The sequence below is a fragment of the Lapillicoccus sp. genome (assembly GCF_046595215.1).
Lineage (GTDB): Bacteria > Actinomycetota > Actinomycetes > Actinomycetales > Dermatophilaceae > Lapillicoccus.
Genome location: NZ_JBKJPP010000206.1, coordinates 35,976 through 60,475, shown reverse-complemented (window position 1 = coordinate 60,475; position 24,500 = coordinate 35,976). Strand labels below are relative to the sequence as shown.

The 24,500-nt window shown below is 71.0% G+C and carries 25 protein-coding genes and 1 pseudogene; 9 read left to right on the top strand and 17 right to left on the bottom strand.

Features of this window, described 5'->3' with window-relative positions; genetic code table 11:
• Both ACLL9L_RS17320 and ACLL9L_RS17315 read right to left on the bottom strand, forming a co-directional pair.
• Positions 1-1,026 (bottom strand): 2-isopropylmalate synthase (locus ACLL9L_RS17320; RefSeq protein ID WP_411285896.1); only part of this gene is annotated, 1,026 nt, incomplete at its 3' end.
• A gap of 212 nt (positions 1,027-1,238) precedes the next feature.
• The gene (locus ACLL9L_RS17315; protein ID WP_411285895.1) at positions 1,239-2,666 is read right to left on the bottom strand and encodes a serine hydrolase; all 1,428 of its coding nucleotides are present in this window, start codon (positions 2,664-2,666) and stop codon (positions 1,239-1,241) included.
• A 47-nt stretch (positions 2,667-2,713) separates the two neighbouring features.
• Here ACLL9L_RS17315 and ACLL9L_RS17310 point away from each other — a divergent pair, with 47 nt between their 5' ends.
• From ACLL9L_RS17310 to ACLL9L_RS17300, 3 genes are all read left to right on the top strand, one after another.
• Positions 2,714-3,097 carry a DUF1707 domain-containing protein gene (locus tag ACLL9L_RS17310; RefSeq protein WP_411285894.1) on the top strand — a complete coding sequence of 128 codons (384 nt, stop codon included), beginning with the start codon at positions 2,714-2,716 and terminating at the stop codon, positions 3,095-3,097.
• On the top strand, positions 3,084-3,398 hold the full coding sequence (locus tag ACLL9L_RS17305; protein WP_411285893.1) for a hypothetical protein: 315 nt from the start codon (positions 3,084-3,086) through the stop codon (positions 3,396-3,398). The genes ACLL9L_RS17310 and ACLL9L_RS17305 overlap by 14 nt, the downstream gene beginning before the upstream one ends.
• A gap of 74 nt (positions 3,399-3,472) precedes the next feature.
• Positions 3,473-4,612 (top strand): M4 family metallopeptidase, encoded by a 1,140-nt coding sequence (locus tag ACLL9L_RS17300; protein ID WP_411285892.1) that lies wholly within the window; start codon positions 3,473-3,475, stop codon positions 4,610-4,612.
• Between the two features lie 18 nt (positions 4,613-4,630).
• Here the strand turns inward: ACLL9L_RS17300 and era are convergent, their stop codons facing one another.
• The 5 genes from era to ACLL9L_RS17275 are packed head-to-tail and all read right to left on the bottom strand — an operon-like array spanning position 4,631 to position 8,872.
• Entirely contained in the window at positions 4,631-5,617 is a 987-nt protein-coding gene (gene era / locus ACLL9L_RS17295) for a GTPase Era (RefSeq protein WP_411285891.1), read from the bottom strand.
• Positions 5,607-6,932 carry a hemolysin family protein gene (locus ACLL9L_RS17290; RefSeq protein WP_411285890.1) on the bottom strand — a complete coding sequence of 442 codons (1,326 nt, stop codon included), beginning with the start codon at positions 6,930-6,932 and terminating at the stop codon, positions 5,607-5,609. The genes era and ACLL9L_RS17290 overlap by 11 nt, the downstream gene beginning before the upstream one ends.
• A 7-nt stretch (positions 6,933-6,939) precedes the next feature.
• Positions 6,940-7,407, bottom strand: a complete 468-nt coding sequence (gene ybeY, locus ACLL9L_RS17285; RefSeq protein ID WP_411285889.1) for an rRNA maturation RNase YbeY — start codon at positions 7,405-7,407, stop codon at positions 6,940-6,942.
• The gene (locus ACLL9L_RS17280; protein ID WP_411285888.1) at positions 7,404-8,486 is read right to left on the bottom strand and encodes a PhoH family protein; all 1,083 of its coding nucleotides are present in this window, start codon (positions 8,484-8,486) and stop codon (positions 7,404-7,406) included. Before ACLL9L_RS17280 ends, ybeY begins: the two co-directional genes overlap by 4 nt.
• A gap of 41 nt (positions 8,487-8,527) precedes the next feature.
• Positions 8,528-8,872: a histidine triad nucleotide-binding protein gene (locus tag ACLL9L_RS17275; RefSeq protein WP_411285887.1), complete on the bottom strand. Its 345-nt coding sequence runs from the start codon at positions 8,870-8,872 to the stop codon at positions 8,528-8,530.
• 53 nt (positions 8,873-8,925) lie between these two features.
• Between ACLL9L_RS17275 and ACLL9L_RS17270 the strand changes: the two genes are divergently transcribed.
• Together ACLL9L_RS17270 and ACLL9L_RS17265 are read left to right on the top strand one after the other, a co-directional pair.
• Positions 8,926-9,504, top strand: a complete 579-nt coding sequence (locus ACLL9L_RS17270; RefSeq protein ID WP_411285886.1) for an RNA polymerase sigma factor — start codon at positions 8,926-8,928, stop codon at positions 9,502-9,504.
• Positions 9,501-10,670, top strand: a complete 1,170-nt coding sequence (locus ACLL9L_RS17265; RefSeq protein WP_411285885.1) for a Gmad2 immunoglobulin-like domain-containing protein — start codon at positions 9,501-9,503, stop codon at positions 10,668-10,670. The genes ACLL9L_RS17270 and ACLL9L_RS17265 overlap by 4 nt, the downstream gene beginning before the upstream one ends.
• A 13-nt stretch (positions 10,671-10,683) precedes the next feature.
• On the opposite strand, the gene ACLL9L_RS17260 is transcribed toward ACLL9L_RS17265, so the two are convergent.
• The 4 genes from ACLL9L_RS17260 to hrcA all read right to left on the bottom strand — a co-directional run bounded on the left by ACLL9L_RS17260 (position 10,684) and on the right by hrcA (position 14,070).
• Positions 10,684-11,046, bottom strand: coding sequence for an iron chaperone (locus ACLL9L_RS17260; RefSeq protein WP_411285884.1), 363 nt, complete (start codon positions 11,044-11,046; stop codon positions 10,684-10,686).
• A 43-nt stretch (positions 11,047-11,089) separates the two neighbouring features.
• On the bottom strand, positions 11,090-11,821 hold the full coding sequence (locus ACLL9L_RS17255) for a 16S rRNA (uracil(1498)-N(3))-methyltransferase (RefSeq protein ID WP_411285883.1): 732 nt from the start codon (positions 11,819-11,821) through the stop codon (positions 11,090-11,092).
• Positions 11,822-11,884: 63 nt separating this feature from the next.
• Positions 11,885-13,012 (bottom strand): molecular chaperone DnaJ, encoded by a 1,128-nt coding sequence (gene dnaJ, locus ACLL9L_RS17250; RefSeq protein WP_411285882.1) that lies wholly within the window; start codon positions 13,010-13,012, stop codon positions 11,885-11,887.
• A gap of 26 nt (positions 13,013-13,038) precedes the next feature.
• A complete protein-coding gene (hrcA, locus tag ACLL9L_RS17245) occupies positions 13,039-14,070 on the bottom strand; it encodes a heat-inducible transcriptional repressor HrcA (RefSeq protein ID WP_411285881.1) in 1,032 nt (343 codons plus the stop codon).
• A gap of 175 nt (positions 14,071-14,245) precedes the next feature.
• Between hrcA and ACLL9L_RS17240 the strand changes: the two genes are divergently transcribed.
• On the top strand, positions 14,246-15,139 hold the full coding sequence (locus ACLL9L_RS17240; RefSeq protein WP_411285880.1) for a DUF3097 domain-containing protein: 894 nt from the start codon (positions 14,246-14,248) through the stop codon (positions 15,137-15,139).
• Here ACLL9L_RS17240 and hemW read toward each other — a convergent pair.
• Positions 15,122-16,360 carry a radical SAM family heme chaperone HemW gene (hemW, locus tag ACLL9L_RS17235; RefSeq protein ID WP_411285879.1) on the bottom strand — a complete coding sequence of 413 codons (1,239 nt, stop codon included), beginning with the start codon at positions 16,358-16,360 and terminating at the stop codon, positions 15,122-15,124. The genes ACLL9L_RS17240 and hemW overlap by 18 nt on opposite strands.
• 447 nt (positions 16,361-16,807) lie before the next feature.
• Between hemW and ACLL9L_RS17230 the strand changes: the two genes are divergently transcribed.
• The gene (locus tag ACLL9L_RS17230; protein WP_411285878.1) at positions 16,808-17,626 is read left to right on the top strand and encodes a tyrosine-protein phosphatase; all 819 of its coding nucleotides are present in this window, start codon (positions 16,808-16,810) and stop codon (positions 17,624-17,626) included.
• Positions 17,627-17,728: 102 nt separating this feature from the next.
• On the opposite strand, the gene lepA is transcribed toward ACLL9L_RS17230, so the two are convergent.
• From lepA to ACLL9L_RS17205, 5 genes are all read right to left on the bottom strand, one after another.
• Positions 17,729-19,567 (bottom strand): translation elongation factor 4, encoded by a 1,839-nt coding sequence (lepA, locus tag ACLL9L_RS17225; RefSeq protein WP_411285877.1) that lies wholly within the window; start codon positions 19,565-19,567, stop codon positions 17,729-17,731.
• 117 nt (positions 19,568-19,684) lie between these two features.
• Positions 19,685-20,239 carry a DinB family protein gene (locus tag ACLL9L_RS17220; protein WP_411285876.1) on the bottom strand — a complete coding sequence of 185 codons (555 nt, stop codon included), beginning with the start codon at positions 20,237-20,239 and terminating at the stop codon, positions 19,685-19,687.
• Positions 20,240-20,285: 46 nt separating this feature from the next.
• Positions 20,286-21,554, bottom strand: coding sequence for a cytochrome P450 (locus ACLL9L_RS17215; RefSeq protein WP_411285875.1), 1,269 nt, complete (start codon positions 21,552-21,554; stop codon positions 20,286-20,288).
• The gene (locus ACLL9L_RS17210; protein WP_411285874.1) at positions 21,551-22,141 is read right to left on the bottom strand and encodes a TetR/AcrR family transcriptional regulator; all 591 of its coding nucleotides are present in this window, start codon (positions 22,139-22,141) and stop codon (positions 21,551-21,553) included. Before ACLL9L_RS17210 ends, ACLL9L_RS17215 begins: the two co-directional genes overlap by 4 nt.
• An 85-nt stretch (positions 22,142-22,226) precedes the next feature.
• Positions 22,227-22,658 carry a VOC family protein gene (locus tag ACLL9L_RS17205; protein ID WP_411285873.1) on the bottom strand — a complete coding sequence of 144 codons (432 nt, stop codon included), beginning with the start codon at positions 22,656-22,658 and terminating at the stop codon, positions 22,227-22,229.
• Between the two features lie 133 nt (positions 22,659-22,791).
• Between ACLL9L_RS17205 and ACLL9L_RS17200 the strand changes: the two genes are divergently transcribed.
• Both ACLL9L_RS17200 and ACLL9L_RS17195 read left to right on the top strand, forming a co-directional pair.
• Complete coding sequence (locus ACLL9L_RS17200) at positions 22,792-23,541, top strand: HpcH/HpaI aldolase family protein (RefSeq protein WP_411285872.1); 750 nt, start codon at positions 22,792-22,794, stop codon at positions 23,539-23,541.
• A 110-nt stretch (positions 23,542-23,651) separates the two neighbouring features.
• Positions 23,652-24,488, top strand: a pseudogene (locus ACLL9L_RS17195) (GAF domain-containing protein); the annotation flags it as partial.
• Between the last annotated feature and the right edge of the window lie 12 nt (positions 24,489-24,500).

Genomic DNA, 24,500 nt, shown 5'->3' with positions numbered 1-24,500 from the left:
GGCCGTGAAGACGAGGTCGCCGCCCCACGGGTGCCGCTCACCGACGGGCAGCTGGGTGCAGTACTCCACCGTGCGGCGGATCTCGTCGATGTCGGAGAAGTCGATCTGCGGGTCGATGCCCTGCGAGAAGAGGTTCATCCCCAGCGTGACGAGGCAGACGTTGCCGGTCCGCTCGCCGTTGCCGAAGAGGCAGCCCTCGATGCGGTCCGCGCCGGCGAGGTAGCCGAGCTCGGCCGCGGCCACCCCGGTCCCCCGGTCGTTGTGCGGGTGCAGCGACACGACGACGGACTCGCGCCGGTCGAGGTGGCGGACCATCCACTCGATCGAGTCGGCGTAGACGTTCGGCGTGGCCATCTCGACGGTCGCCGGGAGGTTGACGATGAGCTTGTGGTCCGCCGACGGGTCGATGACGGCGATGACCTCGTTGCAGATTCGCACGGCGAAGTCGAGCTCGGTGCCGGTGTAGGACTCGGGCGAGTACTCGTAGTAGACGTCCGTGTCGGGGATGGTCTCCTCGAGCTTGCGGCACAGCCGCGCGGCCTGGACGGCGATGTCGACGATGCCGTCCTGGTCGAGGCCGAAGACCACGCGGCGCTGGAGCACCGACGTCGAGTTGTAGAAGTGGACGATGGCCTGCTTCGCCCCGCGGATCGCGTCGTAGGTCCGCTCGATGAGGTGGTCGCGGCACTGGGTCAGCACCTGGATCGTCACGTCGTCGGGGATGTGGCCACCCTCGATGAGCTCCCGGACGAAGTCGAAGTCGGTCTGGCTCGCCGACGGGAAACCGACCTCGATCTCCTTGTAGCCCATCCGCACGAGCAGCTCGAACATCCGCTTCTTGCGCTCGGAGTTCATCGGGTCGATGAGTGCCTGGTTGCCATCCCGCAGGTCGACCGCGCACCAGCGCGGGGCCGCGGTGATCCGGTTCGTCGGCCAGGTGCGGTCGGGCAGCTCGAACGGGAGCTGCTCGTGGAACGGCTGGTACTTGCCGAACGGCATACCCGACGGGGTCTGGGGGTGGATCATCTGCGTCTCGCCTCTGCTTCGGTTTGGTGCGGTCCGGCCGGACACCAAGAACTCCGCGACGAGAGGGGCCGTGGGCTAGGCCTCGTCGCGGCACCGAAGGAGGAGGCGCACAGAACGCATACGACGAGGGTATGCCGTGGGCTCGCCAGCCGTCCACCTCGCCCGGGCGCCGCCCGCATTCTGAGATGCCATATCCGAAGCCTGAGACGGCCTCAGGGCAGGTGCGCCTCCAGCCGCGCCCGCGACAGGGGCGGCGCGTTCCACGACGCCTCGGCGCGACCGTCGATGCAGCGCAACCGGATCCGGTGCGGCAGCTCGATGAGCACGAGGTCCGCCTCGAACGTGTCCGGCGCCGTCCAACCGCCGCGGGCGACCACCGGCGTTGACTCGACCCAGGAGCGATGCCCACACCCGAAGACCAGCCGCGACTCCCCCGAGACCAGGGTGATGGTCCAGCCGTCCCCACCCGCAGGGCGGATCTCGATGCGCGTCCCCGCCGCCAGCGGTGCGAGCTCGCCGCCCTCGTGGACGACGAAGGACTGATCGTTGACCGGGCCGCCGGGAGCCCCGTCGAGAGCCCCGTCGCGAGCCCCGTCGATGACCGGTAGGGCCAGCCCGGCGAGCCGGCGCGCGAGCTCGCCGTCCGAGGACGTCCGGTCGGGGTCAGCCGTGTCGAGTGCCGGGAGCAGGTGCGTCCAGACCGCGGTGAGGATCGCCTGCATGTCCTCGACGCAGGCGGTCGTCACCACGACGAGGTCCTGTTCGGGCACGACGAGGCAGAACTGGCCGTAGGCGCCGTCCCCGCGGAACCCCTGCCGGGACATCCAGTACTGGTAGCCGTAGCCCTGGGCCCAGTCGACGTTCGTCGCTGGGTCGAGGTCGGTGTCGATGTGCTTGCGCGTGGCCAGCTCCACCCAGCCAGCGGGCAGGAGCTGCTCCCCATGCCACTCGCCGCGCTGGAGAAGCAGCTGGCCGAAGGCGGCGATGGCCTCGGTGCCGAGGTGCAGGCCGGTGAAGCCCAGGGCGTTGCCATGCATGTCGTTGTCCCAGTGGGCCGGTCCGACACCCAGCGGGTCGAGCAGTCGGGGTCGCAGGTAGTCGAGGAGGTGCTCACCCGTGAGCTCCTGGACGAGGGCCGCGAGGACGTAGGTGCAGCTGTTGTTGTAGACGTGCCTCGATCCGACGGCCTCCTGCGGCACAACCCGCAGGAACCCCTTCACGAGGTCCGCCGGCTCGAGGCACAGGGCCTGCTCGAGGGTGTCCTCGTGGTGACCCGTCGACATCGACAGGAGGTGATGGACGGTGAGGGTCGCGACAGCGGGGTCGACCTCGTCGGGCACGTGGCCCGGGAGCAGCGACACGATGGTGTCGTCCAGGGTGAACCGGCCCTCGGCGAGGGCGAAGCCGACCGCCGTGGAGGTGAACGACTTGCTCAGGGAGTAGAGCAGGTGCGGCCGCTCGGCGGAGTACGGAGCCCACCAGCCCTCGACGGCGACGTGCCCTCGGCGCACCACCATGAGGCTGTGCAACTCGAGGCCAGCGGTCGCGAGTCCCTCGAGAAGGGAGAGCACGCTCGAGGCGGGGATGCCAACCTCGGCCGACGCGGATCGCGGCAGCAGCTTCAGGTCCGTGGTGGTCACCCGGACGAAGCTACCGTCTCCGAGCGCGCCCGCTTTAACATTCCGGGGTGACGGATCCGGCAGACCTGGGGGTGGGACACCAGGAACGCGAGGCGACGACCACCGTCCTGCGGACGGCCGCCCAGGAGGGCAGGCTCACGCCGGAGGAGCTCGCCCAACGGATCAGCAGCGCTCTCGACGCGCGGACCTTCGCCGACCTCGACGCCCTCGTCGCGGATCTGCCCGTCGCGCCGCCACCGACCGGGCTGCGCCGCACCACGACCTTCGACGCCAACCGGATCGGGGCCGACTCGGACCACCGGCTGCGGTTGTCCGGCGGGATGTCGAGCCACGTCCGGCGGGGGGGTCTGGTCCGTCCCGCCGTTCCTCGCCCTCAGCGCCGGCCTGGGCTCGGTCAAGCTCGATTTCCAGCAGGCCGTGTGCGCCCATGAACTGGTCGACATCGCCGTCTCCGGCGGGGTCGGCACCATCGTCCTGGTGGTCCCCCGAGGATGGGGCGCCAACAGCGACCGGGTCGGCAGGGGATGGGCCCGCGTGTCGAACCGGATCGACGCGATTGCCGGGCCCGGCAGTCCCACGCTGGTGCTCCACAGGAGCTCGGCAGGGGGCTCGATCGCCGTGCGCCACCCCAACTGGTTCGACCTACAGCGGCTGAGGCGGGCGCTGAACCCGACCCCGCCGCGTGCCACCGCGCAGGACGCCACCCCGCAGGACGCGCCGCCGGAGCGCTGACCTCCCCACCGGATGGCGGACGCCGGACAGGGCCCGGGGTTGCCCCTGTCGGTGGTCGGGGGCACGGTGGGGTCATGACACGGACACCCTTGAGCGCCGAGACCCACTGCACGATCATCCCGCCCTACCTGCTGGAGGCGATGGTGGGGTCCGATCGGCGCGAGGTCGTCGACGCCGCCCGGCGCACCCTGGATCGCGACCAGGTCATGCGCGAGCGCCGCACCGTGGCCGCCGAGCGTGGTCCCGGCAGCCCGGACGGGTTCCTCCCGGGCGCGGGCCTGCCGGGGGCGATGGTCAAGCGGCCACGACCGCACAAGCCGGCCACGCCCCCACCCGCGGTCCTGCAGCGCGCGATCCACGACGCCAAACAGACCACGACCCTGCCCGGCGCGCTCGTCCGGGCCGAAGGCGCGCCGCCGGATGGCGACCTGGCCGTCACCCAGGCCTACGACGGGCTGGGCGCGACCTGGCAGCTGCTCAACACGGCATACGGGCGCAACTCGCTGGACGACAGGGGCCTGCCGCTCGTTGCGACGGTGCACTACGACCGGGCCTATGACAACGCCTTCTGGGACGGCGCGCAGATGGTGTTCGGCGACGGGGACGGCACCTACTTCAACGGCTTCACGTCGAGCATCGACGTCATCGGGCACGAGCTGGCGCACGGCATGACGCAGTACACGGCGGGCCTGACCTACGTCGCGCAGTCCGGCGCCCTCAACGAGTCCGTCTCCGACTGCTTCGGCTCGATGGTCAAGCAGCTCACGCTCGGCCAGAGCGCGACCGAGGCTGACTGGCTCATTGGCGCCGGCCTGTTCACCAAGAAGGTGAAGGGCACCGCCCTGAGGTCGATGAAGGCACCGGGCACGGCATATGACGACCCGGTGCTCGGCAAGGACCCGCAGCCGGCTGACATGGGCGGCTTCGTGGACCTGCCTCACGACGCGAGCCACGACAACGGCGGGGTCCACACCAACTCCGGCATCCCCAACCGCGCGTTCTACCTCGCCGCCACCGGCATCGGCGGCCACGCCTGGGAGGGCGCCGGTCAGGTCTGGTACGACGTGCTCACCGGGAAGGACATCGCCAAGGACGTCACCTTCGCGGACTTCGCCGACCTCACCGTGGCCGCCGCCCGGACCCGCTTCGGCGCGACCTCACCGAAGGCGAAGTCCGTCCACGACGCCTGGGTCACCGTCAAGGTGCTGACCTGACCAGTCCAAGAGCAGGCCTCAGAAGCCCAGCCGCTGGAGCTGTTTCGGGTCGCGCTGCCAGTCCTTGGCGACCTTGACGTGCAGGTCGAGGTAGACCTTCTGCCCGAGCAGGGCCTCGATCCCCTGCCTAGCGGTCGTGCCCACGTCCCGCAGTCTCGAGCCGCCCTTGCCGATGATGATCGCCTTCTGGCTCGAGCGTTCGACGAAGACGTTGACCCGCAGGTCGAGCATCGGGTCGCCCTCGGGGCGGCCCTGCCTCGGCAGCATCTCCTCGACGACGACCGCCAGCGAGTGCGGGAGCTCGTCGCGCACCCCCTCCAGAGCCGCCTCCCGGACGAGCTCGGCGATCATGATGATCTGCGGCTCGTCCGTGAGGACGCCGTCGGGGTAGAGCTGCGGCGATTCGGGCAGGTACGACGCAAGGACCGCCTTCACCTCCTCGACCTGGTCGCCTCTGGTCGCCGAGCACGGGATGATCTCAGTCCACTCGCCGAGCTGGTCGATGGCAATGAGGTGCTCAGCGAGCCGCAATCGGTCGACCCGGTCGGACTTCGTCGCGATGGCGACGACCGGCTTGCGCTTCGCCTGCTGGAGGTCCTTGAGCTCGCGGGCGATGTAGGTGTCACCGGGCCCGACCCGCTGGTCGGCAGGCAGGCAGAACCCGATGACGTCGACGTCGAGCAGCGTCTCGCGGACGAGGTGGTTGAGCCGCGAGCCGAGGAGCGTGCGCGGCTTGTGCAGCCCGGGGGTGTCGACGAGCACGAGCTGGGCGCCCTCGCTCGTGGTGATGCCGCGGATCGTGTGCCGGGTGGTCTGCGGCTTCGACGAGGTGATGGCAACCTTCTGCCCGACGAGGGCGTTGGTCAGCGTCGACTTGCCGGCGTTGGGACGCCCGACCAGGCAGGCGAACCCGGCGCGGTAAGGCGCCCCAGGCTCGGTGTCGTCAGGCTCGGTGTCGTCAGGCTCGGTGTCGTCAGGCTCGGTGTGGTCGTGCTCAGTGCTCACGGGCCTGCTCCTTCTCCAGCAGCGGGTGGGCGTGCGGGCCGCGGCGCGGCTCGTCTGCCCCGGTCTCGAGTCGCCGGACGATGACGGTGGCGAGCCGGTGCCGTCGTCCGGCCATCTTCTCAGCCGTGAGGGACAAACCGGCGACACCGGCGTGCGATCCGGGGATCGGCACCCGTCCGATCGCCTTGGCGAGCAGGCCGCCCACGGTGTCGACCTCCTCCTCCTCGATCTCGACGTCGAAGAGGTCGGCGAGGTCGTCGATGTCGAGACTGGCCGGCACGCGTGTCGACCCGTCGGCGAGCTGCTCGACGCCGGGGGCCTCCCGGTCGTACTCGTCGGCGATCTCCCCGACGATCTCCTCGAGGATGTCCTCGATCGTCACGAGGCCGGCCGTGCCGCCGTACTCGTCAACGACGATTGCGAAGTGGCTCTGGTCCTGCTGCATCTCGCGCAGCAGGTCGTCGACGGGCTTGCTCTCGGGCACGAAGTGCATGGGGCGCATGGCATGTCCGACGAGGGTGCTCGCGGAGTCGGCGTCGGCGTAGGTGCGCCGGACGACGTCCTTGAGGTAGAGCAGCCCACGCGTGTCGTCGCTGCCGTCCCCGACGACGGGGATCCGGGAGAACCCGGAGCGCAGGAAGAGCGACATCGCCTGGCGCAGCGTCTTGTCCTGGGAGATGGTCACCATGTCGGTCCGAGGCACCATCACCTCGCGCACGACGGTGTCGCCGAGCTCGAAGACCGAGTGGATCATCTCCCGCTCGTCGTCCTCGATGACGTCGGACTCCCCCGCCCGGTCGAGCAGGTCGCGCAGCTCGGCCTCGCTCTGGAACGGTCCCTCACGGTATCCCTTGCCGGGAGTCACGGCGTTGCCCAGGGCCACGAGGACGTGGGCGACCGGCCCGAGCACCTTGCGCAGGCCCACCGCGAACGGCGCCGCCCACAGGGCCACCGTGTCGTAGTTCTGGCGCCCGAGCGTGCGCGGCGAGACACCGACGATGACGAACGAGACGAGCGCCATGACCGCGATGGAGATAAAGAGGCCGGCGGTCGTGCTGTCGACGAGGTCGAGGACGGCGATCGTGATGAGGACCGCGCTCGCCGCCTCGGCGACGACGCGCAGGAAGGCGAGCACCGCGAGGTATGCCGAGGAGTCGCCGACCACGACCAGCAGCGACCTCGAGCCGCTGCGGCCGTCGTCGTGCAGCTCCTCGGCGCGCACCCGCGACATCCGGATGATGGCCGCCTCGGATGCCGAGAGGAGGAAGGCCACGACGACGCTCAGCAGCGCGAGCGCCACCATCTGGGGGATCACGTCAGCCTCAGGTGGTCGGCCGGCCGCGACCAGCGAGGAAGGTCAGCAGCAGCTGACGCTGCAGCTCGAACATCTCCCGCTCCGCGTCCGGCTCGGCGTGGTCGAAGCCGAGCAGGTGCAGCAGGCCGTGGGTCGTGAGGAGCAGCAGCTCCTCCTCGGCCGTGTGCCCGGCGTCGGCGGCCTGTCTCGCCGCGACCGAGGGGCACAGGACGATGTCTCCGAGGACACCCTCCTCCGGCTCCTTCTCCTCGCGCCCAGGCCGCAGCTCGTCCATGGGAAAGCTCATGACGTCGGTCGGCCCGGGCAGGTCCATCCACTGCACGTGCAGGGTCTCCATCGCCTGCTCGTCGACGAGCTTGATGCACAGGTCGGACTGGGGGTGGACCCGCATCTGGCCCATGACGTACTTCGCGAGGGCGACGAGCTCGAGCTCGTCAGCCCTTGTCTCGGTCTCGTTGAGGACGTCGATGCTCACGGGGTGCCGCTCCTCCGGTCCCGCTCGCCCCGGTCCCGCTCGCCGCGGCCACGCTCACCCCGGCCGGCGTCGGATCGGCGGCTGGCTTCCGACCGCTCGTAGGCATCGACGATGGCCCCGACCAGGCGGTGGCGCACGACGTCGCTCGAGTCGAGCTCGGCGAAGTAGACGTCGTCGACACCCTTGAGGATGTCGCGCACCTGGCGCAGCCCCGAGGTCGTGCCCCCCGGGAGGTCCACCTGGGTCACGTCGCCGGTGACGACCATCTGCGCGCCGAAGCCGAGCCGGGTGAGGAACATCTTCATCTGCTCGGCGGAGGTGTTCTGGGCCTCGTCGAGGATGATGAACGCATCGTTGAGCGTCCGGCCCCGCATGTAGGCGAGGGGGGCGACCTCGATGGTCCCGGACGCCATCAGCCTCGGGATGGTCTCCGGGTCGATCATGTCGTGCAGCGCGTCGTAGAGCGGACGCAGGTAGGGGTCGATCTTGTCGTTGAGCGTCCCGGGCAGAAAGCCGAGCCGCTCGCCCGCCTCGACCGCCGGGCGGGTGAGGATGATCCGCTTGACCTGCTTGGCCTGCAGGGCAGCGACGGCCTTGGCCATCGCGAGGTAGGTCTTCCCCGTACCGGCCGGACCGATGCCGAAGACGATGGTGTGCGTGTCGATCGCGTCGACGTAGCGCTTCTGGTTGAGCGTCTTGGGGCGGACGGTGCGCCCTCGGCTGCTGACGATGTTCATCGTCAGCACCTCCGCGGGCCGTTCGCGGGTCTGGCTGCGCAGCATGGTGATCGAGCGCTCGACCGCGTCACGGTTGAGCGCCTGTCCCGCGTCGATGACCAGGAGGAGCTCGTCGACGAGGCGTTCGACGAGCGCGACGTCGGCGCTGTCGCCGCGCAGGGAGAGCTCGTTGCCGCGCACGTGGACGTCCAGGTCGGGAAAGGCCCGTTCGATCGTCCGCAGCACCTCGTCCCGCGGACCGAGGAGGGCGACCATCGAGACCGTGGGCGGGATGGTCATCGTGTGGATGGGGACCGCGGCGCCGGGAGACCGCGGCTCGAGGTGGTGGTCAGCGTCTGTCATGTTGCCTCGAGTCTACGTCCCGCACGCTCGGCGGCCCGTCCTCAGCCGGGTGGCCACGTCATCTCCCGGCCACCAAGCAGGTGCAGGTGCGCGTGGTGGACGGTCTGCCCCGCCTGGGACCCCGTGTTCGCGACGAGCCGGTAGCCCAGGTCGAGCCCCTCGTCCTGCGCGACGCGTGCGGCGAGGCCGACGACGTCAGCCAGCTCCGCGGCATACTCGGCGAGCTCCGCGAGGTTCTGGACGTGCCTGCGCGGGATGACGAGCACGTGGGTGGGCGCCTTGCCGTCGATGTCGCGGAAGGCGAGCGAGGCCTCCGTCTGGGCGACGACCTGCGCCGGGACCTCCCCTTCGAGGATGCGGCAGAAGAGGCACATGGGAGCAATCATGAGGTGAGCGTATTTCGTGACAACGTGTCGCGGCACCTGCGCGTCTAGGGTGCATGAGAACGTTGGGCGTGGCCGAACGCAGCGGGACCGACGCCGCAGGGCGCTCTGCTGCGCGCTGGGCCGCGGACGACGCCCTCACCCAGCTGTATGCCGCCCACTGGCGCTCGCTGGTCCGGCTCGCCTGGTTGCTCGTGCGGGACCAGGGGCGGGCCGAGGAGATCGTCCAGGACGTCTTCGTCGCGGCCCACCCCCGGATGGCGCAGCTGCGCGAGGAGGGCAACGCCCTGGCCTACCTGCGGCGCAGCGTCGTCAACGGCTGCCGCTCCAGTTTTCGCCACCAGGGCGTCGAGGACCGCTACCTGCGGTCCGCGGCCGGCGGGGCCGAGGCTCCGGGACGACGGACGGCCGACAGCGCAGAGACCATGGCCGTGCGCCACGACGAAGGAGACACCCTGATGGGTGCTGTGCGGAGACTGCCCCAGCGACAGCGGGAGGTGCTCGTCCTGCGCTACTACAGCGACCTGTCCGAGAAGCAGATCGCCGAGGCGCTCGACATCTCGCCCGGCGCCGTGAAGTCCCACGCGCACCGGGCCCTGGCGGCCCTGCGGGACACGATGGGAGGCCGGTCATGAACGCTGCACGCCCGCCCTTCGGCGGCGAGGACTTCACGGACATCGAGGAACGGCTTCGGGTCGCCCTGACCCAGGAGGCACGAGACGTGGAACCCCACGAGCGCCTCGACGACATCCGGGCCGAGGTCGACGGGCGTGCCGGTGCGGGCGCCCGGCCCCGGTGGCTCATGCCGGTCGGCGCGGCCGCGGCCGTGGCCGCCGTCGCTGTCGTGGCGTGGCTCGGCCTGCGGCCGGGGGCCACCCCGCCGCTCCCCGCGGCCACCAGCACCGCGACGGCGAGTGCGACCACCTCGGCCACCGGTTCGACGACCAGCTCAGCCTCGCCCACCACCTCGGCGACGGGGACGGCGACGAGCACGGCGACGGGCACGGCGACGGGGGTCCCGCCGACGCCGCCTCCCTCGAGTCCGACGTCCGCACCGCCGGCCACGAAGGACATGGCCGTCCCGGTCTACTTCGTCTCGCCCTACGGCGCCGGCAAGGTCGGTCTGGTGCGCGAATACCTGCGGACCGCGCTCCCCGTCGGGGCCGACGGCGTCGCCCAGGGCGCAGCAGCGGTGAACCTCTCCCTCGCCGCGCAGGCCTATGTCGCCACCGACGGCTACCTCCAGCCGTGGCCATCGGGCACGACCGCCAAGGTCACCGCCGGGACGAAGGAGATCCAGGTCGTGCTGAGCTCCGCCGGGGTGAAGGGCCTCACCGCCGAGCAGCAGCGGGTCAGCGTGCAGCAGGTGGTCTGGTCGGCGACGGCCGGGCTGCAGCAGAACCTCCCGGTCAGGATCTCGGTCGCGGGCGGCGCGCCCCTCTTCGAGACCGTGGCGGCCGGTGTCTACCAGCGGCCCGCGGCCGACACGGCATACACCGACCTCGCTCCGGTCTGGATCGACAGCCCCTCTCGGGGTCAGGTCCTGCCCGCGTCGGCCCCGGTCGTCGTCAAGGGACTGGCGTGCACGTTCGAGGCCGGGGTCCAGTGGGAGCTGACGCAGGGCACGACAGTGGTCACGAAGGGCAGCACGACCGCCTCGAGCGGCTGCCCGGCCCAGGGCAGCTGGTCGGTCGACCTGGGCTCCCTGCCGACCGGTGACTACCTCTTCCGGGCCTTCGCCTCCAGCCCCAAGGACGGCACCCTCGCAGCCCAGAAGGTCGTCGCCTTCTCCGTCAGGTGATCCCGCCAGCGGATCAGCCGCCGGCAAGGGTCCGTTGCTCGCCGAGCAGCGCCGCCAGTCGGCCGATGAGGTCGTAGGGGACCGGCCCGCTCAGCGGGAACCTCCCGGTGTGCTTCGCGGTCCGGTATGCCGCGACCTCCTTCGCGAGGGCGCCCTCGACGTGCGGCAGGGGGTAGAGGCTGAGGTGGCCCTTCCATGCGGCGAAGTTGACCACGGCACTGCCGTCGAGCGTGATGGCCGGCATGGCATGGCTGATCGCTTCGCGGTCCCCGGGCACCGCCGTCAGGATCGCCTGCCGCACGGTCTCGAGGACGACCTGGACCTCCTGCGGGAACGAGGCGATGTAGGTGTCGATGGTCGCGACCGGGACTGCCACGTCAACCAGCCTCCCAGCATCAGCCGCCATCGGGCAACGGCCGTCAGCGCCACCGGGAGGCAGCATTGAGGACCGCGAGCGCGGCGGGCCCGGCGCTGGAGGACCGCAGCACCTCGGTGCCCAGTCTGACCACGACCGCGCCGACGTCACCCAGTGCGGTCAGCTCCTCCGGGGTGATGCCGCCCTCGGGGCCGACGACCAGGACGACGTCTCCCGCGTCCGGGAGGCAGAGCCCGGCCAACGGGATGACAGCCTCCTCGTGCAGCACCAGGGCGAGCGCCGCCGACCCGACCCGCTCGCGCAGCGCGGCCTGGCGGACCAACGGCGCGACGAGCGGGACCCGGCTGCGGCGGGACTGCTTTGCGGCCGAGGTGACGAGCGCCTCCCACCGCAGGCGACCCTTCTCCTCCTTGTCCCCGCGCCACTGGACGATGCACCGCGAGGACTGCCAGGGCACGACCTCGTCGACGCCGAGCTCGGTCGCGGCCTCGACGGCCTGCTCGTCCCGCTCGCCCTTGGCCAGCGCCTGGACGAGGACGAACCGTGGGCTCGGGTCCGGGGCCGTCTCGAGCTCGAGGAGCCGGGCGGTCAGCTGGCCCGGGCCGACGGTGACGACCTCGGACAGCGCCCGCCGGCCGGCTCCGTCGCTGATGAGGACCCGTTCGCCGACGCGGATCCGCACGACCTGGGCCGCATGGCGGGCCTCGGGGCCGGTCAGCGCCACGAGGTCGCCCACGCCGGCCGCTCCCCACTGGGCGGGAGCGAGCAGGAACATCCGGTCCGTCAAATCGTCACCACCATCGGCGGTGGGGTGAGGCCGGCAGGCACATCATCGGGACTACTTCGCCTTGAAGGCGTCCCGGAGCTTGCCCAGCAGGCCCTTCTCGAGCGGCTCGAGGCGACCCTCCGGACGCTCCTCGCCGCGCAGGACCGCGAGCTGCTGGAGCAGGTCCTCCTGCTCCGGCGTCAGCCTGGTCGGGGTCTGGACGTTGGCGTGCACGATCAGGTCACCGCGTCCACTGCCGCGCAGGTGGGTCACCCCGAGCCCGCGCATCGTCGAGGTGTCGCCGGCCTGGGTGCCCGGGGCGATGACGAGATCGGACTTGCCGTCGAAGGTGCTCAGCTTGAACGACGTCCCGAGCGCAGCGGCGCTCATCGGCAGCTCGACGGTGCAGTGCAGGTCGTCTCCGCGGCGGGTGTAGGTCTCGTGCGGGCGGACGGCGACCTCGACGTAGAGGTCGCCGCCGGGACCGCCACCCGGGCCGACCTCGCCCTCGCCGGCCAGCTGGATCCGGGTGCCCGAGTCGACACCGGCAGGGACGCGGAGCTTCAGCGTGCGGCGGGTGCGGACCCGGCCCTGGCCGGAGCACTCGAAGCAGGGGTTGCTGATCACGGTGCCGAAGCCCTGGCAGGCCTGGCACGGGCGGCTCGTCATCACCTGTCCGAGGAAGGACCGCTGGACGGTCTGCACCTCGCCCCGGCCCTGGCAGACGGCGCAGGTGCTCGTGCCGGTGCCCGGTTGCGCGCCCTCGCCGTGGCAGGTGCCGCAGGTGACGGCGGTGTCGATGGTGAGCTCCTCCTCGGCGCCGAACACCGCGTCACCGAGGTCGATGTCGAGCCGCACGAGAGCGTCCTGGCCGCGCAGCTGGCGTGAGCGCGGGCCGCGGGTCGTCGCCTGCCCCCCGAAGAAGGCGTCCATGACGTCGCTGAAGGAAAAGCCCTGACCGAAGCCCGCACCCCCGGAACCGGCCGCGGCATACGGATCGGCGCCCATGTCGTAGGAGTGCTTCTTGTCGGCGTCGGAGAGCACGTCGTAGGCCTGGGAGATCTTCTTGAACTCCTCCTCGGCGCCCTCGACGGGGTTGACGTCAGGATGGAGCCTGCGCGCCATCCGTCGGTAGGCCCGCTTGATCTCCTCAGCGGTCGCCTCACGGGAGATGCCGAGGTCCTTGTAATAGTCGTTCAACGAGTTTCCTTGTCCTACTGGCGGTTTCAGGGTCCGAGAATGTGCGAGACGTATCGGGCGACGGCGCGCACCGACGCCATCGTCGTCGGATAGTCCATCCGGGTCGGGCCGAGCACACCGAGGCCGGCGACGACCTCGCTGCCCGCGGCGTAGCCGGTCGAGACGACCGAGGTGGACGTCAGGCCCTGGTGGGCGTTCTCGTGGCCGATCCGCACGGCGATGGCGTCGTGGTCCTGGCCGAGCGTGCCGAGCAGCTTGAGCAGCACGACGTGCTCCTCGAGCGCCTCGAGCACGGGCCCGATGGTCTGGGGGAAGTCGGGGCCGAACCGGGCGAGGTTGGCGGTGCCGGCGAGCACGACGCGCTCCTCGCGCTCCTCGACCAGGGCGTCGTCGAGGGTCTGGACGACGGCGCGCACGACGTCGCGGTCCCGCGGCTCGAAGCGCTCGGGCAGGGAGTGCAGTCGGCTGGCGGCCTCGCTGAAGGGACGCGACGAGGTCTCGGCGTTGAGCTCGGTGCGGAGCTTGGCGATCAGGGCGTCGCCATCGGCGGTGGTGAGGTCGTGGCGCGAGTCGACGATGCGCTGCTCCACGCGGCCGGTGTTGACGATGAGCACGATCATGAGGCGCTGCGACCCCATGGGCACGAGCTCGATGTGCCGGACCGTCGAGTGGGTCAGCGAGGGGTACTGCATCACCGCGACCTGCCGCGTGAGGGAGCTGAGCAGGCGCACCGTGCGCTCGACGACGTCGTCGAGGTCGACGGCGCCGGCGAGGAAGCGGCTGATGGCGGCCCGCTCCGCACCACTCATCGGCTTGACCGAGCTGAGCCGGTCGACGAACATCCGGTAGCCCGCATCCGTGGGGATCCGGCCCGCGGACGTGTGCGGGGCGGCGATGAGGCCCTCGTCCTCCAGGACGGCCATGTCGGTGCGGACCGTCGCCGCGGACACCCCGAGGTGGTGGCGCTCGACGAGGGCCCTGGACCCGACCGGCTCGGAGGTGTGGACGTAGTCCTGGACGATCGCCCGAAGGACTGCGAGCCGTCGCTCCTCGCTCATCGCCGCGCCTCCTCTGCTCGTCCGCTCGTCCTTGGCACTCGTATGCCGTGAGTGCCAAGTCTACGACGTCGGTCCGACCCCCACACGCGCCCTGGGTGCGGGGTCGGTCCGCCCCCCGGTCCGCCCCCGGCGCGTCGAGCGACGCGTCCGTCGCGGGCAACCGTACGCTCGCCGGGTGGCAGATGGGGATCGATACGGCGGCGACGTGCTCGCCGGTGACTGGCGCGCCCCGAGGGGCGGGCGCGCGAGCGAGGTGGCGGCCGAGCCCGACCTCGTCGTCGAGGACGTCGAGACCGGGTGGTGCGGAGCCGTCGTGCGGGTGGAGAAGGCCGGCGGCATGCACGTCGTCCACCTCGAGGACCGTCGCGGCCGCACCAAGGGCTTCCCGCTCGGCCCGGGATTCCTTCTCGATGGTCTCCCGGTCGTCCTCACGCCCCCGGTCCTGGCCTCCCGAGCCGCCCTCGACGCAGCGCGTCAGCAGACCTCTCGCACGGCGAGCGGCTCGACCGCCGTGACCTGCGCCCCGGCCCGCGTCGCGGTCGGCTCCCGGATCTTCGTCGAGGGCCGTCACGACGCCGAGCTGGTCGAGAAGGTGTGGGGCGCCGACCTGAGGCTCGAGGGCGTCGTCGTCGAGATGCTCGACGGCGTCGACGACCTCGCCGGCGCCATCGAGGCCTTCCGCCCGGCGCCGGGCCGGCGGATGGGTGTGCTGGTCGACCACCTCCTGACCGGCACCAAGGAGGCCCGCATCGTGGACGCCGTCCGGGCGCTGCCGGGCCTGCGGGGCGAGGTCCTCGTCCTCGGCCACCCCTATGTGGACGTCTGGCAGTCGGTCCGCCCGGCGCGCCTGGGCTGGACGCGGTGGCCGGTCATCCCCCCGGGCAAGTCGTGGAAGCACGGCATCTGCGCCGAGCTCGGCTGGCCCCACGACACCCAGGCCGACATCGCGCGGGCCTGGAAGCAGATCCTCGGGACGGTCCGCAGCTACGCCGACCTCGAGCCGGCCCTCCTCGCCAGCGTCGAGGAGCTGATCGACTTCGTCACCGCCGCCTCAACCGACGCCCAGTAGCCTCCGCACGACGGTGTCGGCCAGCAGCCGACCGCGTCGGGTGAGCCGGATCCGGCTCTCCCGCAGCGCCGCCGACCCGTCGATGAGCCCGTCGGCGATGAGCCCGGCCACTGCAGCCCGACCGGCGACACGCAACCCGCCCATCGGCAGCCCGTCGACGAGGCGCACCCCGAGCAGGACCCACTCGTCGTGCCGCTGCTCGTCGTCGAGGACCTCACGGGCCGCTGCGGGCGAGGCGCCCGCCGCCAGCCGCGCGGCATACGCCGTCGGGTGCTTGACGTTCCACCACCGCACCCCGCCGAGGTGGCTGTGCGCCCCGGGCCCGACGCCCCACCAGCTGCCACCGGACCAGTACCCCTCGTTGTGACGACACCGGAACCGCTCCCCCCGGGCCCAGTTGCTCACCTCGTACCAGCCGAAACCCGCAGCGGTGAGCGCCTCGTCGGCCAGCTCGTACTTCGCCGCCTCGTCGTCGTCCTCCGGCGCCGGGACGTCCCCGCGGCGCACCTGCGCGGCGAGCCTGGTCCCGGCCTCGACGACGAGCGCGTAGGCCGAGACGTGGTCCGGCTCGAGCGCCACGGCATCCTCGAGACTGCGCCGCCAGTCGTCGAGGCTCTCCCCCGGCGTGCCGTAGATGAGGTCGAGACTGACCTGCAGACCAGCCGCGCGGGCCCCGCGGACGGCGCGGGCGACGTTGTCGGGGTTGTGGGTCCGGTCGAGGACCGCGAGCACGTGCGGCACCGAGCTCTGCATCCCCAGGCTGACCCGGGTGAAGCCACCGGCGGCGAGCTCGGCGAGGCTGCCGTCGGTGACCGAGTCGGGGTTGGCCTCGGTGGTCACCTCGGCATCCGGGGCCAGCCCGAAGCGCCCCCGTATGCCGTGCAGCATCCTCACGAGGTCGCTCGCCGCCAGCATCGTCGGGGTGCCGCCGCCGACGAAGACCGTCTCGACGGGTCGGGTGTGGTCGCCCAGGACGCGGGCGGCGAGGTCGAGCTCGGCGAGGGCCGCGTCGGCGAAGGTGGTGGTGCTTCCCCCGACCGTGCGCCCGTCACCGAGCTCGGGCAGCGTGTAGGTGTTGAAGTCGCAGTAGCCGCAGCGCACCGCGCAGAACGGGACGTGGAGGTAGACCCCGAAGGGTCCGTCCGGCAGGCGGTCGAGGGCTGCGGGGGGGAGCTCCCCCGACGCAGGGGCGGGATCGCCGTCGGGCAGGGCACTCGGCATACCGAGAGTCTCTCAGGGGAGCTCGACGAGTCCCTCCGGCCCCACCGCCCCCGGGCCCGACCCTCTTCCCACGGCGTGTCAGACCACGACACGCCGATCAAGGACCAGGTGGCCGGAGTATGTCCGTCCGGGGTCTTGCCGGGGGGGCCACGAGGGCGTAGACCTGACCTACGCAGTCGGCTTGCCGAAGGCGGGATCGATGTTCACGAGATCCAATTCCCTTTCGGGGGAACGGGACTCGAGGATCATTGTGATCGACCAGCCTGCTGGTCACCCGTCCAGGACCTCGGTCCCGGACACTGGACACGGACCTCGGTTCGTGCCCGAGGGCCTCGGAGACTCATACTCGCCGAGGCCCTCACCCTGTGCCGGAGCTCCGCCGCTGTCGCGGGCCAGGTGTGGCGGGCCCGGTGCCGCCTGGGCATCCGGCGCGGTTAGGGTCATCTGGTGCACACACCTGCCTGGCTCGAGCTGGACGGGGTCGTCAACATGCGAGACCTCGGCGGTCTGCCCACCGTCGACGGCGGACACATCCTGCCCGGTCGGTTGATCCGGTCCGACAACCTCCAGGACCTGGCGCCCGACTCGGTTCACCACCTCACCGATGACCTCGGGGTGACCGACGTCGTGGACCTGCGCACCTACGTCGAGGTCGCCAAGGAGGGCGACGGTCCGCTGCACGCGCGGGCCGACGTCCGGATCCACCACTTCACGCTCTACCCGGAGGACTCGGTCGAGACCGGGATCCCGGCCGGGGAGCGGGAGCTGCCCTGGGTGGCCGATCCCCACCTCGGGAACGCGCCGCAGGACGGGTCGAGGGCCTCGCGAGGCGGCCACGACACCTACTGGTCGAAGCACTATCTCGGATATCTCACCCAGCGCCCCGACTCCGTCGTCGCCGCACTGCGCGCCATCGCCGCGAGCCCGGGCGCCGTCATCGTCCACTGCGCCGCGGGCAAGGACCGCACCGGCACGGTCGTCGGGCTCGCGCTCAAGCTCGCCGGCGCCACGGACGAGGCCATCACCGCCGACTTCGCGGCCTCGGCCCAGCGCGTCCCGCAGATCCTCGAACGGCTCAGCCGGCGCCCCGCCTACGCCGTCAACCTCACCGACAAGTCGGTCGAGCAGCAGTCGCCGCGGGCGGACACCATGCGGCTGCTGCTGGAATCCCTCGAGACCGAGCACGGTGGCGCCCGGGCCTGGCTGGCGACCCAGGGCTGGACCGACGAGGACACCGCCCGCCTGCGCGCCAAGCTCCGCACCTGACCCCCTGCGTCCTGCACCGAACCTGACTCCTTGCGTCCGGCAGGTCGCTCGACCCGGCAACGGAGGTGCCGGACGCAAGCAAGGGGTATGCCGTGCACCGGCCTACTTCTTGGCCTTCTCGCCGTCGTTGGAGAGCGCGGCGATGAACGCCTCCTGGGGGACCTCGACGCGGCCGACCATCTTCATCCGCTTCTTGCCCTCCTTCTGCTTCTCGAGAAGCTTGCGCTTGCGGGTGATGTCACCGCCGTAGCACTTGGCGAGGACGTCCTTGCGGATGGCGCGGATCGTCTCGCGGGCGATGATCCGGGCACCGATCGCGGCCTGGATCGGCACCTCGAACTGCTGGCGCGGGATGAGCTCGCGCAGCTTGGAGGCCATCTGCACGCCGTAGGCGTAGGCCTTGTCCTTGTGCACGATCGAGCTGAACGCATCGACCTGCTCGCCCTGCAGCAGGATGTCGACCCGCACGAGGTCACCGACCTGGTCGCCGTCGGGCTCGTAGTCGAGCGACGCGTAGCCGCGGGTGCGCGACTTCAGCTGGTCGAAGAAGTCGAAGACGATCTCCGCGAGCGGCAGCGTGTAGCGCATCTCGACGCGTTCCTCGGAGATGTAGTCCATCCCCCGCAACGAGCCGCGGCGCTGCTGGCACAGCTCCATGATCGCGCCGATGAACTCGCTCGGGGCGAGGATCGTCGCGCGGACGACCGGCTCGCGGACCTCGACGATCTTGCCGTCGGGGTACTCGCTCGGGTTGGTCACCTCGATGTGCCGGTTGCCCTCGAGGGTGACGTCGTAGACAACGCTGGGCAGCGTCGAGATCAGCTCGAGGTCGAACTCGCGCTCGAGCCGCTCGCGGATGATCTCGAGGTGGAGCATCCCGAGGAAGCCGACCCGGAAGCCGAAGCCGAGGGCGACCGACGTCTCCGGCTCGTAGACGAGGGCGGCGTCGTTGAGCTTGAGCCGGTCGAGGGCGTCGCGCAGGTTGGGGTACTCCGACCCGTCGATGGGGAAGAGCCCCGAGAAGACCATCGGCTTGGGGTCGCGATAACCGCCGAGCGCCACCGTCGCGGGCTTGCCGGCGTTGGTGACGGTGTCGCCGACCCGGGACTGGCGCACGTCCTTCACCCCGGTGATGAGGTATCCCACCTCGCCTACACCCAGGCCCTTGGAGGGCACCGGCTCCGGCGAGCTGACGCCGATCTCGAGCAGCTCGTGGGTGGCCTTGGTCGACATCATCGCGATCTTCTCGCGCGGGTTGAGGTTGCCGTCGATGACCCGCACGTAGGTCACGACGCCCCGGTAGGTGTCGTAGACCGAGTCGAAGATCATCGCGCGGGCGGGCGCGTCGGGGTCGCCGGTCGGGTGCGGGATCTGGCCGACGATCTGGTCCAGAAGCGGCTCCACGCCGTCACCGGTCTTGCCGGACACGCGCAGGCAGTCCTGCGGCTCGCACCCGATCAGCCGAGCCAGCTCCTCGGCATACTTGTCCGGCTGGGCCGCGGGCAGGTCGATCTTGTTGAGCACCGGGATGATTGTCAGGTCGTTCTCCATCGCGAGATAGAGGTTGGCCAGCGTCTGCGCCTCGATCCCCTGCGCCGCGTCGACGAGCAGGACCGCACCCTCGGCCGCAGCGAGCGACCTTGAGACCTCGTAGGTGAAGTCGACGTGCCCCGGGGTGTCGATCATGTTGAGCGCGTAGGTGATCCCGTCAAGTTCCCACGGCATCCGCACGGCCTGGCTCTTGATGGTGATGCCGCGTTCGCGCTCGATGTCCATCCGGTCGAGGTACTGCGCGCGCATCGCCCGCGGGTCGACCACGCCGGTCAGCTGAAGCATCCGGTCGGCCAGCGTCGACTTGCCGTGGTCGATGTGGGCGATGATGCAGAAGTTCCGGAGGAGGTCCGGCGGCGTCGCGTGCGGTGGCAGCGCGGTGCGGGCCATGGGTGACACGGTGGGGCAGACCTCGCGCTCGGGGGATGGGGGACGTCGAACGCCCAAGTCTCCCACGCGCAGCCCGGTATGCCGTGCACGCGCGGCGCGTCCCGTAGCCCCCGCGGCTCAGTGTCCGGTCGCCCCGTCGATCCCCTCGCGCAGCAGGTCGGCGTGGCCGTTGTGCTGGGCGTACTCGGCGATCATCTTGACCAGCACGCCCCGCACCGAGATCGGCTGGCCGTCGCGGACCCGGGTGCCGGCCTGGTCCAGCGAGGATGCGCCGGCGACGATCTCACGGGAGTGGTCACACTCGCGGCGCCAGAGGGCGAACGCCTCCGCCACGTCGCCGTCGAGGCGCCCGAAGTCCTGGTCGGGGTCGTCGTCTGCGTAGTACAGCAGGGGGACGTCGTCACCCGCGAGGTTGATCTGGAACCACCAGCGCTCGACTCCGGTGAGGTGGCGCAGCAGGCCGTGGAGCGTCAGGGTCGAAGGCGGCATCGTGCGCTGAGACATCCGGGCCGGGTCGAGGCCGGCACACTTCAGCTCGAACGTCGCCCGGTGCCAGTCGAGGTAGGTCGTCAGCATCGTGCATTCGTCGCCGTCCTGCGGCAGCGGTGGGCGGGTGTCACCCGACCACGTCCTCGAGTGGTTCTCCTCGGGCACGGTCGGCTTCGGCGTCATGGCGACCACCCTGTCACCACCGACCGACAGCCGGGGACGCCGTGCGTCAGCGACCAGCCACCGGAAGCCGGCGCGGGCCGCGGATCGTCGTCGAGGGCCGCATCACGACGCGACCGGTCTGCCGCAGTCCGGGGAGCCGCTCGGCGAGGGCCGCGAAGGCGACCGTCGCCTCGAGCCGGGCCAGCGGGGCCCCGAGGCAGTAGTGGATGCCGCTGGAGAACGCGAGGTGCTCGGCTCCTGCGGCCCGGGTGATGTCGAAGCGGCCCGGGTCGGTGAAGACCTCCGGATCACGGTTGGCACCACCGAGCAGGGTGACGACCCACTGGTTGCGCCGGACCCCCACTCCCGCGATCTCGGTGTCCTCGAACGAGACCCGTGCGGTCTCCTGCACCGGCGAGTCGTAGCGCAGCACCTCCTCGACGGTCTGCGCGGCGAGCGAGGGGTCTGCCCGCAGCAGCTCCCACTGCGCGGGGTTGCGGAGCAGGGCGAGCGTGCCGTTGCCGATCAGGTTGACCGTCGTCTCGAAGCCGGCGATGAGCAGCAGCGAGCACATCGGCACGAGCTCGCGTGGCTGGATCCGCTCGCCCCGCTCGGCGACGAGGGCGCTGACGAGGTCGTCGCCCGGCTCCCGCTCGCGCCGCGCGAACAGCGACTCGAAGATCGTCTCGAGCTCGGCGTTGGCCCGGATCACCTCGCGGGCGTGGGTCAGGGACGTCAGGCCGTCGAGTGCACTCCCCAGGGCCGCGCCGTACCGCTGGAACGCTGCGACGTCGGCGTCCGGCACTCCCATCATCTCGGCGATGACCGCGATCGGCAGGGGCGCGGCGAAGTCCGCCACGAGGTCGAACTGCTGACGTCGCTGCGCGGCGTCGAGCAGCCGGTGGACCGTCGCGTCGATCCGGGTGCGGTAGGTCGCCATCATCCGCGGGCTGAACGCCGGTCCGGCGAGTCGTCGCAACCGCGTATGGTCGGGTGGGTTGAGACCGAGGAACGACAGGTCGAACTCCTCGGACGATGTGCCCGGGGCGGTCCGGCCGACGTCGCCGGGCTCGCTCACCCCGAAGGCCCGGCTGCGCAGCACCTGCTTCGAGACGGCATGGCTCGGGGTCGCCCAGTTGCCGAGTCTGGTCCGCACCATCGGCCCGCGCGTGCGCATCTCCTCGTAGATCGGATAGGGGTCGCGGCGTCCCTCCCGCAGGCTGAGGCGCGCGAGGTCGTCGCCGCGGAACCGCCCGGCATACCAGCGGTCCCAGCGCTGCCCGTAGAGCCCGCCGGCGAAGGCAGCCGCCTGCCTGGCCCGGGCGAGTCGACTCATCTCGCGGTCCGCGCGGCGAGGGTGCCGACGCCCCCGAGCAGGGTGTCGAGGACGAGGTCGGGGGCGTCGAGCCGGGCCAGCTGACCGCACTGGACCGAGTCCCACGCGACGTGGACGAGGGCGTAGAGCGTCTGTCCGAGCCACCACTCGGGCCGGTCGGCACGCAGCACCCCGGCCTGGCGGGCGCTGGCCAGGGCGCCGAGCAGGGCTGCGTCCATGCGGTGGTAGGCGCCCACGACCTCCTCGTCCACGTCGAGGCTGGTGCTGCGCCAGACGAAGGTGAGCTGCGGCCCGATGGGGATGAGGGCCGTGACCAGGGCCCGCAGCCCGCCGTCGCCGCCCTGCTCGCCCTCCTCGGCGTGCCCGGAAGCCGAGTTGATCGCCGCTTCGCAGACGCTGAGGGCCCGCATCGCCACGGCATGCTCGAGCTGGTCGCGGGTCGCGAACAGCTTGAAGAGCGTCGTGCGACCGATGCCGGCCGCCGTGGCTATCTGAGCCAGGGAGGCGCGGGGCTGGGCCACGAGACACCTGACAGCCGCGTCGAGGAGGACGGCGTGCCGCGCCAGCTCCTGACCGACAGCGACCATGGATCAACGGTACGCGTTGTTCGTCGGTGAACAAGAGTGTTCATCGATGACATGCCGATGCCAGCCAGCCCCCAGGACGCCTCGGTCAGAGCGGCGCGGTCAGCTCGAGGTGCACTCCGTCCGGATCGCTGAATGACAGGATCGCGATCCCGAACCCCTCGAGGAGCGTGACCTCGCCGTGCGTGATTCCCCGCTCATCCAGCGCCACCACTGCGGCGTCGAGAGCGTCCCGGTTCGCCACGGCGAAGCTCACGTGGTCCAGCCCGGTCCGGGTGGAGTCGAAGGCATCGTGCGCGGAGGCCACCGGTCGCAACCCGAACAGGATGCCATTGGTCTGGTAGACGACACCTCCGTAGAGCTGGGCTGGATCCTCACGAACGGCGGGGTCACTGGGGTCGCCCGGGGACTGCGCGGCGATCTCGAAGCCGAGGATCTCCTCGTAGAAGGCCCGGGACCGTGCGAGGTCACTGACGGTCAGACGGACGTGGTGCAGCCCAGTGGTCTCGATGAGCGCCATGGCGCCTCCTCGGTCTCGGTGTGATGCCGCCACTCAGCGGTCTGCCCAGTGTGGGCCATACCGGGGACAGTGGTCCATCTCCGAGCGACACCTCCCGTCGGCGAAACAGCGGCAGGACTGACACACTCAGGGGATGACGGACGGGTCGGTGGGCACCTCAGCGACCGGGGTGTGGGCCACCCTCGGCGAACCCCGGACCACCGTCGAGCTGGCTGGTGGCGGCTTCGACTGGGTCTGCCTCGACGCGCAGCACGGACACTTCGACGACGCGGCGCTCCGTGCGGTCTTCTCGCTGCGACGGGACCCGGCCACGACGGTGCTGGTCCGCGTCGCCGCACCGGACCCCACCCTCATCGGGCGGGCGCTGGACGTCGGAGCCGATGGCGTCATCGTCCCCCTGGTCGCCGACGCAGCCGGCGCCGAGGCCTGTGTCGCCGCCGCCCACTACCCACCACGGGGGACGCGCAGCTGGGGACCGCTGCCGGGCGCGGGGCGGCCTGACCCTGCACGCGGCGGCTCCAGCGCAGGTGGCCCGTTCTGCGCCGTTATGGTGGAGACGGCTGACGCCGTAAGGGAGATCGACGCGATCGTTGCCACCCGCGACCTCGACATGGTCTTCGTCGGGCCGTTCGACCTGTCCCTGGCCCTGGGTCGCGACGTCGACGAGCTCCTGGCGGACTTCGACGACCACGCCCCACTGCCCAGGATTGTCCGCGCCTGCGCGCATGTCGGGATCAGGGCTGGAGCCTACGCGGGCTCGCCTGAGCGAGCCACGGTCCTGAGACGTCATGGGTTCTCGTGGATCGCGGTGACGACCGACGTCAACGTCCTGCGGCTGGGCAGCGAGGAATCGCGCGCCCGCGCCGGCATCGGTCCGCGATAGGCGGCACGGGCTGGCGTGAGCTGCCAGCCGCTGGGGTCACCAGAGTGGCCACTCGAAAACAATATCCATCACACGCGACCCAAATAGGTGCAAGGGCCCGGTTCTGATCTATGATTTGCCTGAATTGTGTTGTCCTGGACCCGACAACGCATCGGAAACACGATGTGATCGGAGATCCAGATGCCCACATTCACGCCAGCATCAGGTCGGCGCCGGGAGCGTCGAGCCGCCCTCCCGCTCGCGATGGTGGGCACCCCGCGAGAGAGCCGCAGATCATGATCGCGGTCGAGCGCCTCGCGGAGGTCCTCGTCGAGATCACCGACACCCTGGTCGATGACTTCGACCCCATCGAGTTCCTCGAGCTGGTCACCACTCGCAGCGCGTCGATGAGCCATTCCGCGTCCGCGGGGCTGCTGCTGGCCGACCCGCACGGTCGGCTGCAGTTCACGGCCGCCTCGAAGCAGTCGGCGAAGCTGATGGAGCTGTTCAGGCTGCAGAACGAGGAGGGTCCCTGGCTGGACTGCTTCAGCACCGGCACCCCGGTGGTCAACACCGACCTCGCCCAGGCAGGGGGCCGGTGGCCTGTCTTCGCCCCCAACGCCGTCCGCGCCGGGTTCCGCTCCGTCCACGCCTTCCCGCTGAGGCACCGCAAGGACGTCATCGGGGCGCTGAACCTCTTCAGTTCCCACACGGGCCACCTCAAGCCCGGCGACGTCCGCTTCATCCAGGCCCTCGCGGACATCTCCACCATTGGGCTGCTCCAGGAACGCAGCCTCCGCGATGGGGAGCTCACCGCCGCACAGCTCCAGCGCTCCCTCAACAGCCGCATCACCGGCGAGCAGGCCAAGGGCGCCCTGGCCAGGACACGCGGCGTCAGCGTCGACGACGCCTCCGAGCTCATCCGTGGCCACGCCCTCCGCAACAACCAGAGCCTTGACGACGTCGCCGAGGCCGTCGTG

Bases quoted from the DNA above. Each gene is read 5' to 3' on its own strand.
- ACLL9L_RS17215 (WP_411285875.1), bottom strand. From the start codon at position 21,554: ATGAGTCGACTCGCCCGGGCCAGGCAGGCGGCTGCCTTCGCCGGCGGG.
- ACLL9L_RS17265 (WP_411285885.1), top strand. From the start codon at position 9,501: ATGAACGCTGCACGCCCGCCCTTCGGCGGCGAGGACTTCACGGACATC.
- ACLL9L_RS17200 (WP_411285872.1), top strand. From the start codon at position 22,792: ATGACGGACGGGTCGGTGGGCACCTCAGCGACCGGGGTGTGGGCCACC.
- ACLL9L_RS17205 (WP_411285873.1), bottom strand. From the start codon at position 22,658: ATGGCGCTCATCGAGACCACTGGGCTGCACCACGTCCGTCTGACCGTC.
- hrcA (WP_411285881.1), bottom strand. From the start codon at position 14,070: ATGAGCGAGGAGCGACGGCTCGCAGTCCTTCGGGCGATCGTCCAGGAC.
- ACLL9L_RS17280 (WP_411285888.1), bottom strand. From the start codon at position 8,486: ATGACAGACGCTGACCACCACCTCGAGCCGCGGTCTCCCGGCGCCGCG.
- lepA (WP_411285877.1), bottom strand. From the start codon at position 19,567: ATGGCCCGCACCGCGCTGCCACCGCACGCGACGCCGCCGGACCTCCTC.
- ACLL9L_RS17275 (WP_411285887.1), bottom strand. From the start codon at position 8,872: ATGATTGCTCCCATGTGCCTCTTCTGCCGCATCCTCGAAGGGGAGGTC.
- ACLL9L_RS17270 (WP_411285886.1), top strand. From the start codon at position 8,926: ATGAGAACGTTGGGCGTGGCCGAACGCAGCGGGACCGACGCCGCAGGG.
- ACLL9L_RS17220 (WP_411285876.1), bottom strand. From the start codon at position 20,239: ATGACGCCGAAGCCGACCGTGCCCGAGGAGAACCACTCGAGGACGTGG.
- ACLL9L_RS17300 (WP_411285892.1), top strand. From the start codon at position 3,473: ATGACACGGACACCCTTGAGCGCCGAGACCCACTGCACGATCATCCCG.
- ACLL9L_RS17210 (WP_411285874.1), bottom strand. From the start codon at position 22,141: ATGGTCGCTGTCGGTCAGGAGCTGGCGCGGCACGCCGTCCTCCTCGAC.
- ACLL9L_RS17255 (WP_411285883.1), bottom strand. From the start codon at position 11,821: ATGTTCCTGCTCGCTCCCGCCCAGTGGGGAGCGGCCGGCGTGGGCGAC.
- hemW (WP_411285879.1), bottom strand. From the start codon at position 16,360: ATGCCGAGTGCCCTGCCCGACGGCGATCCCGCCCCTGCGTCGGGGGAG.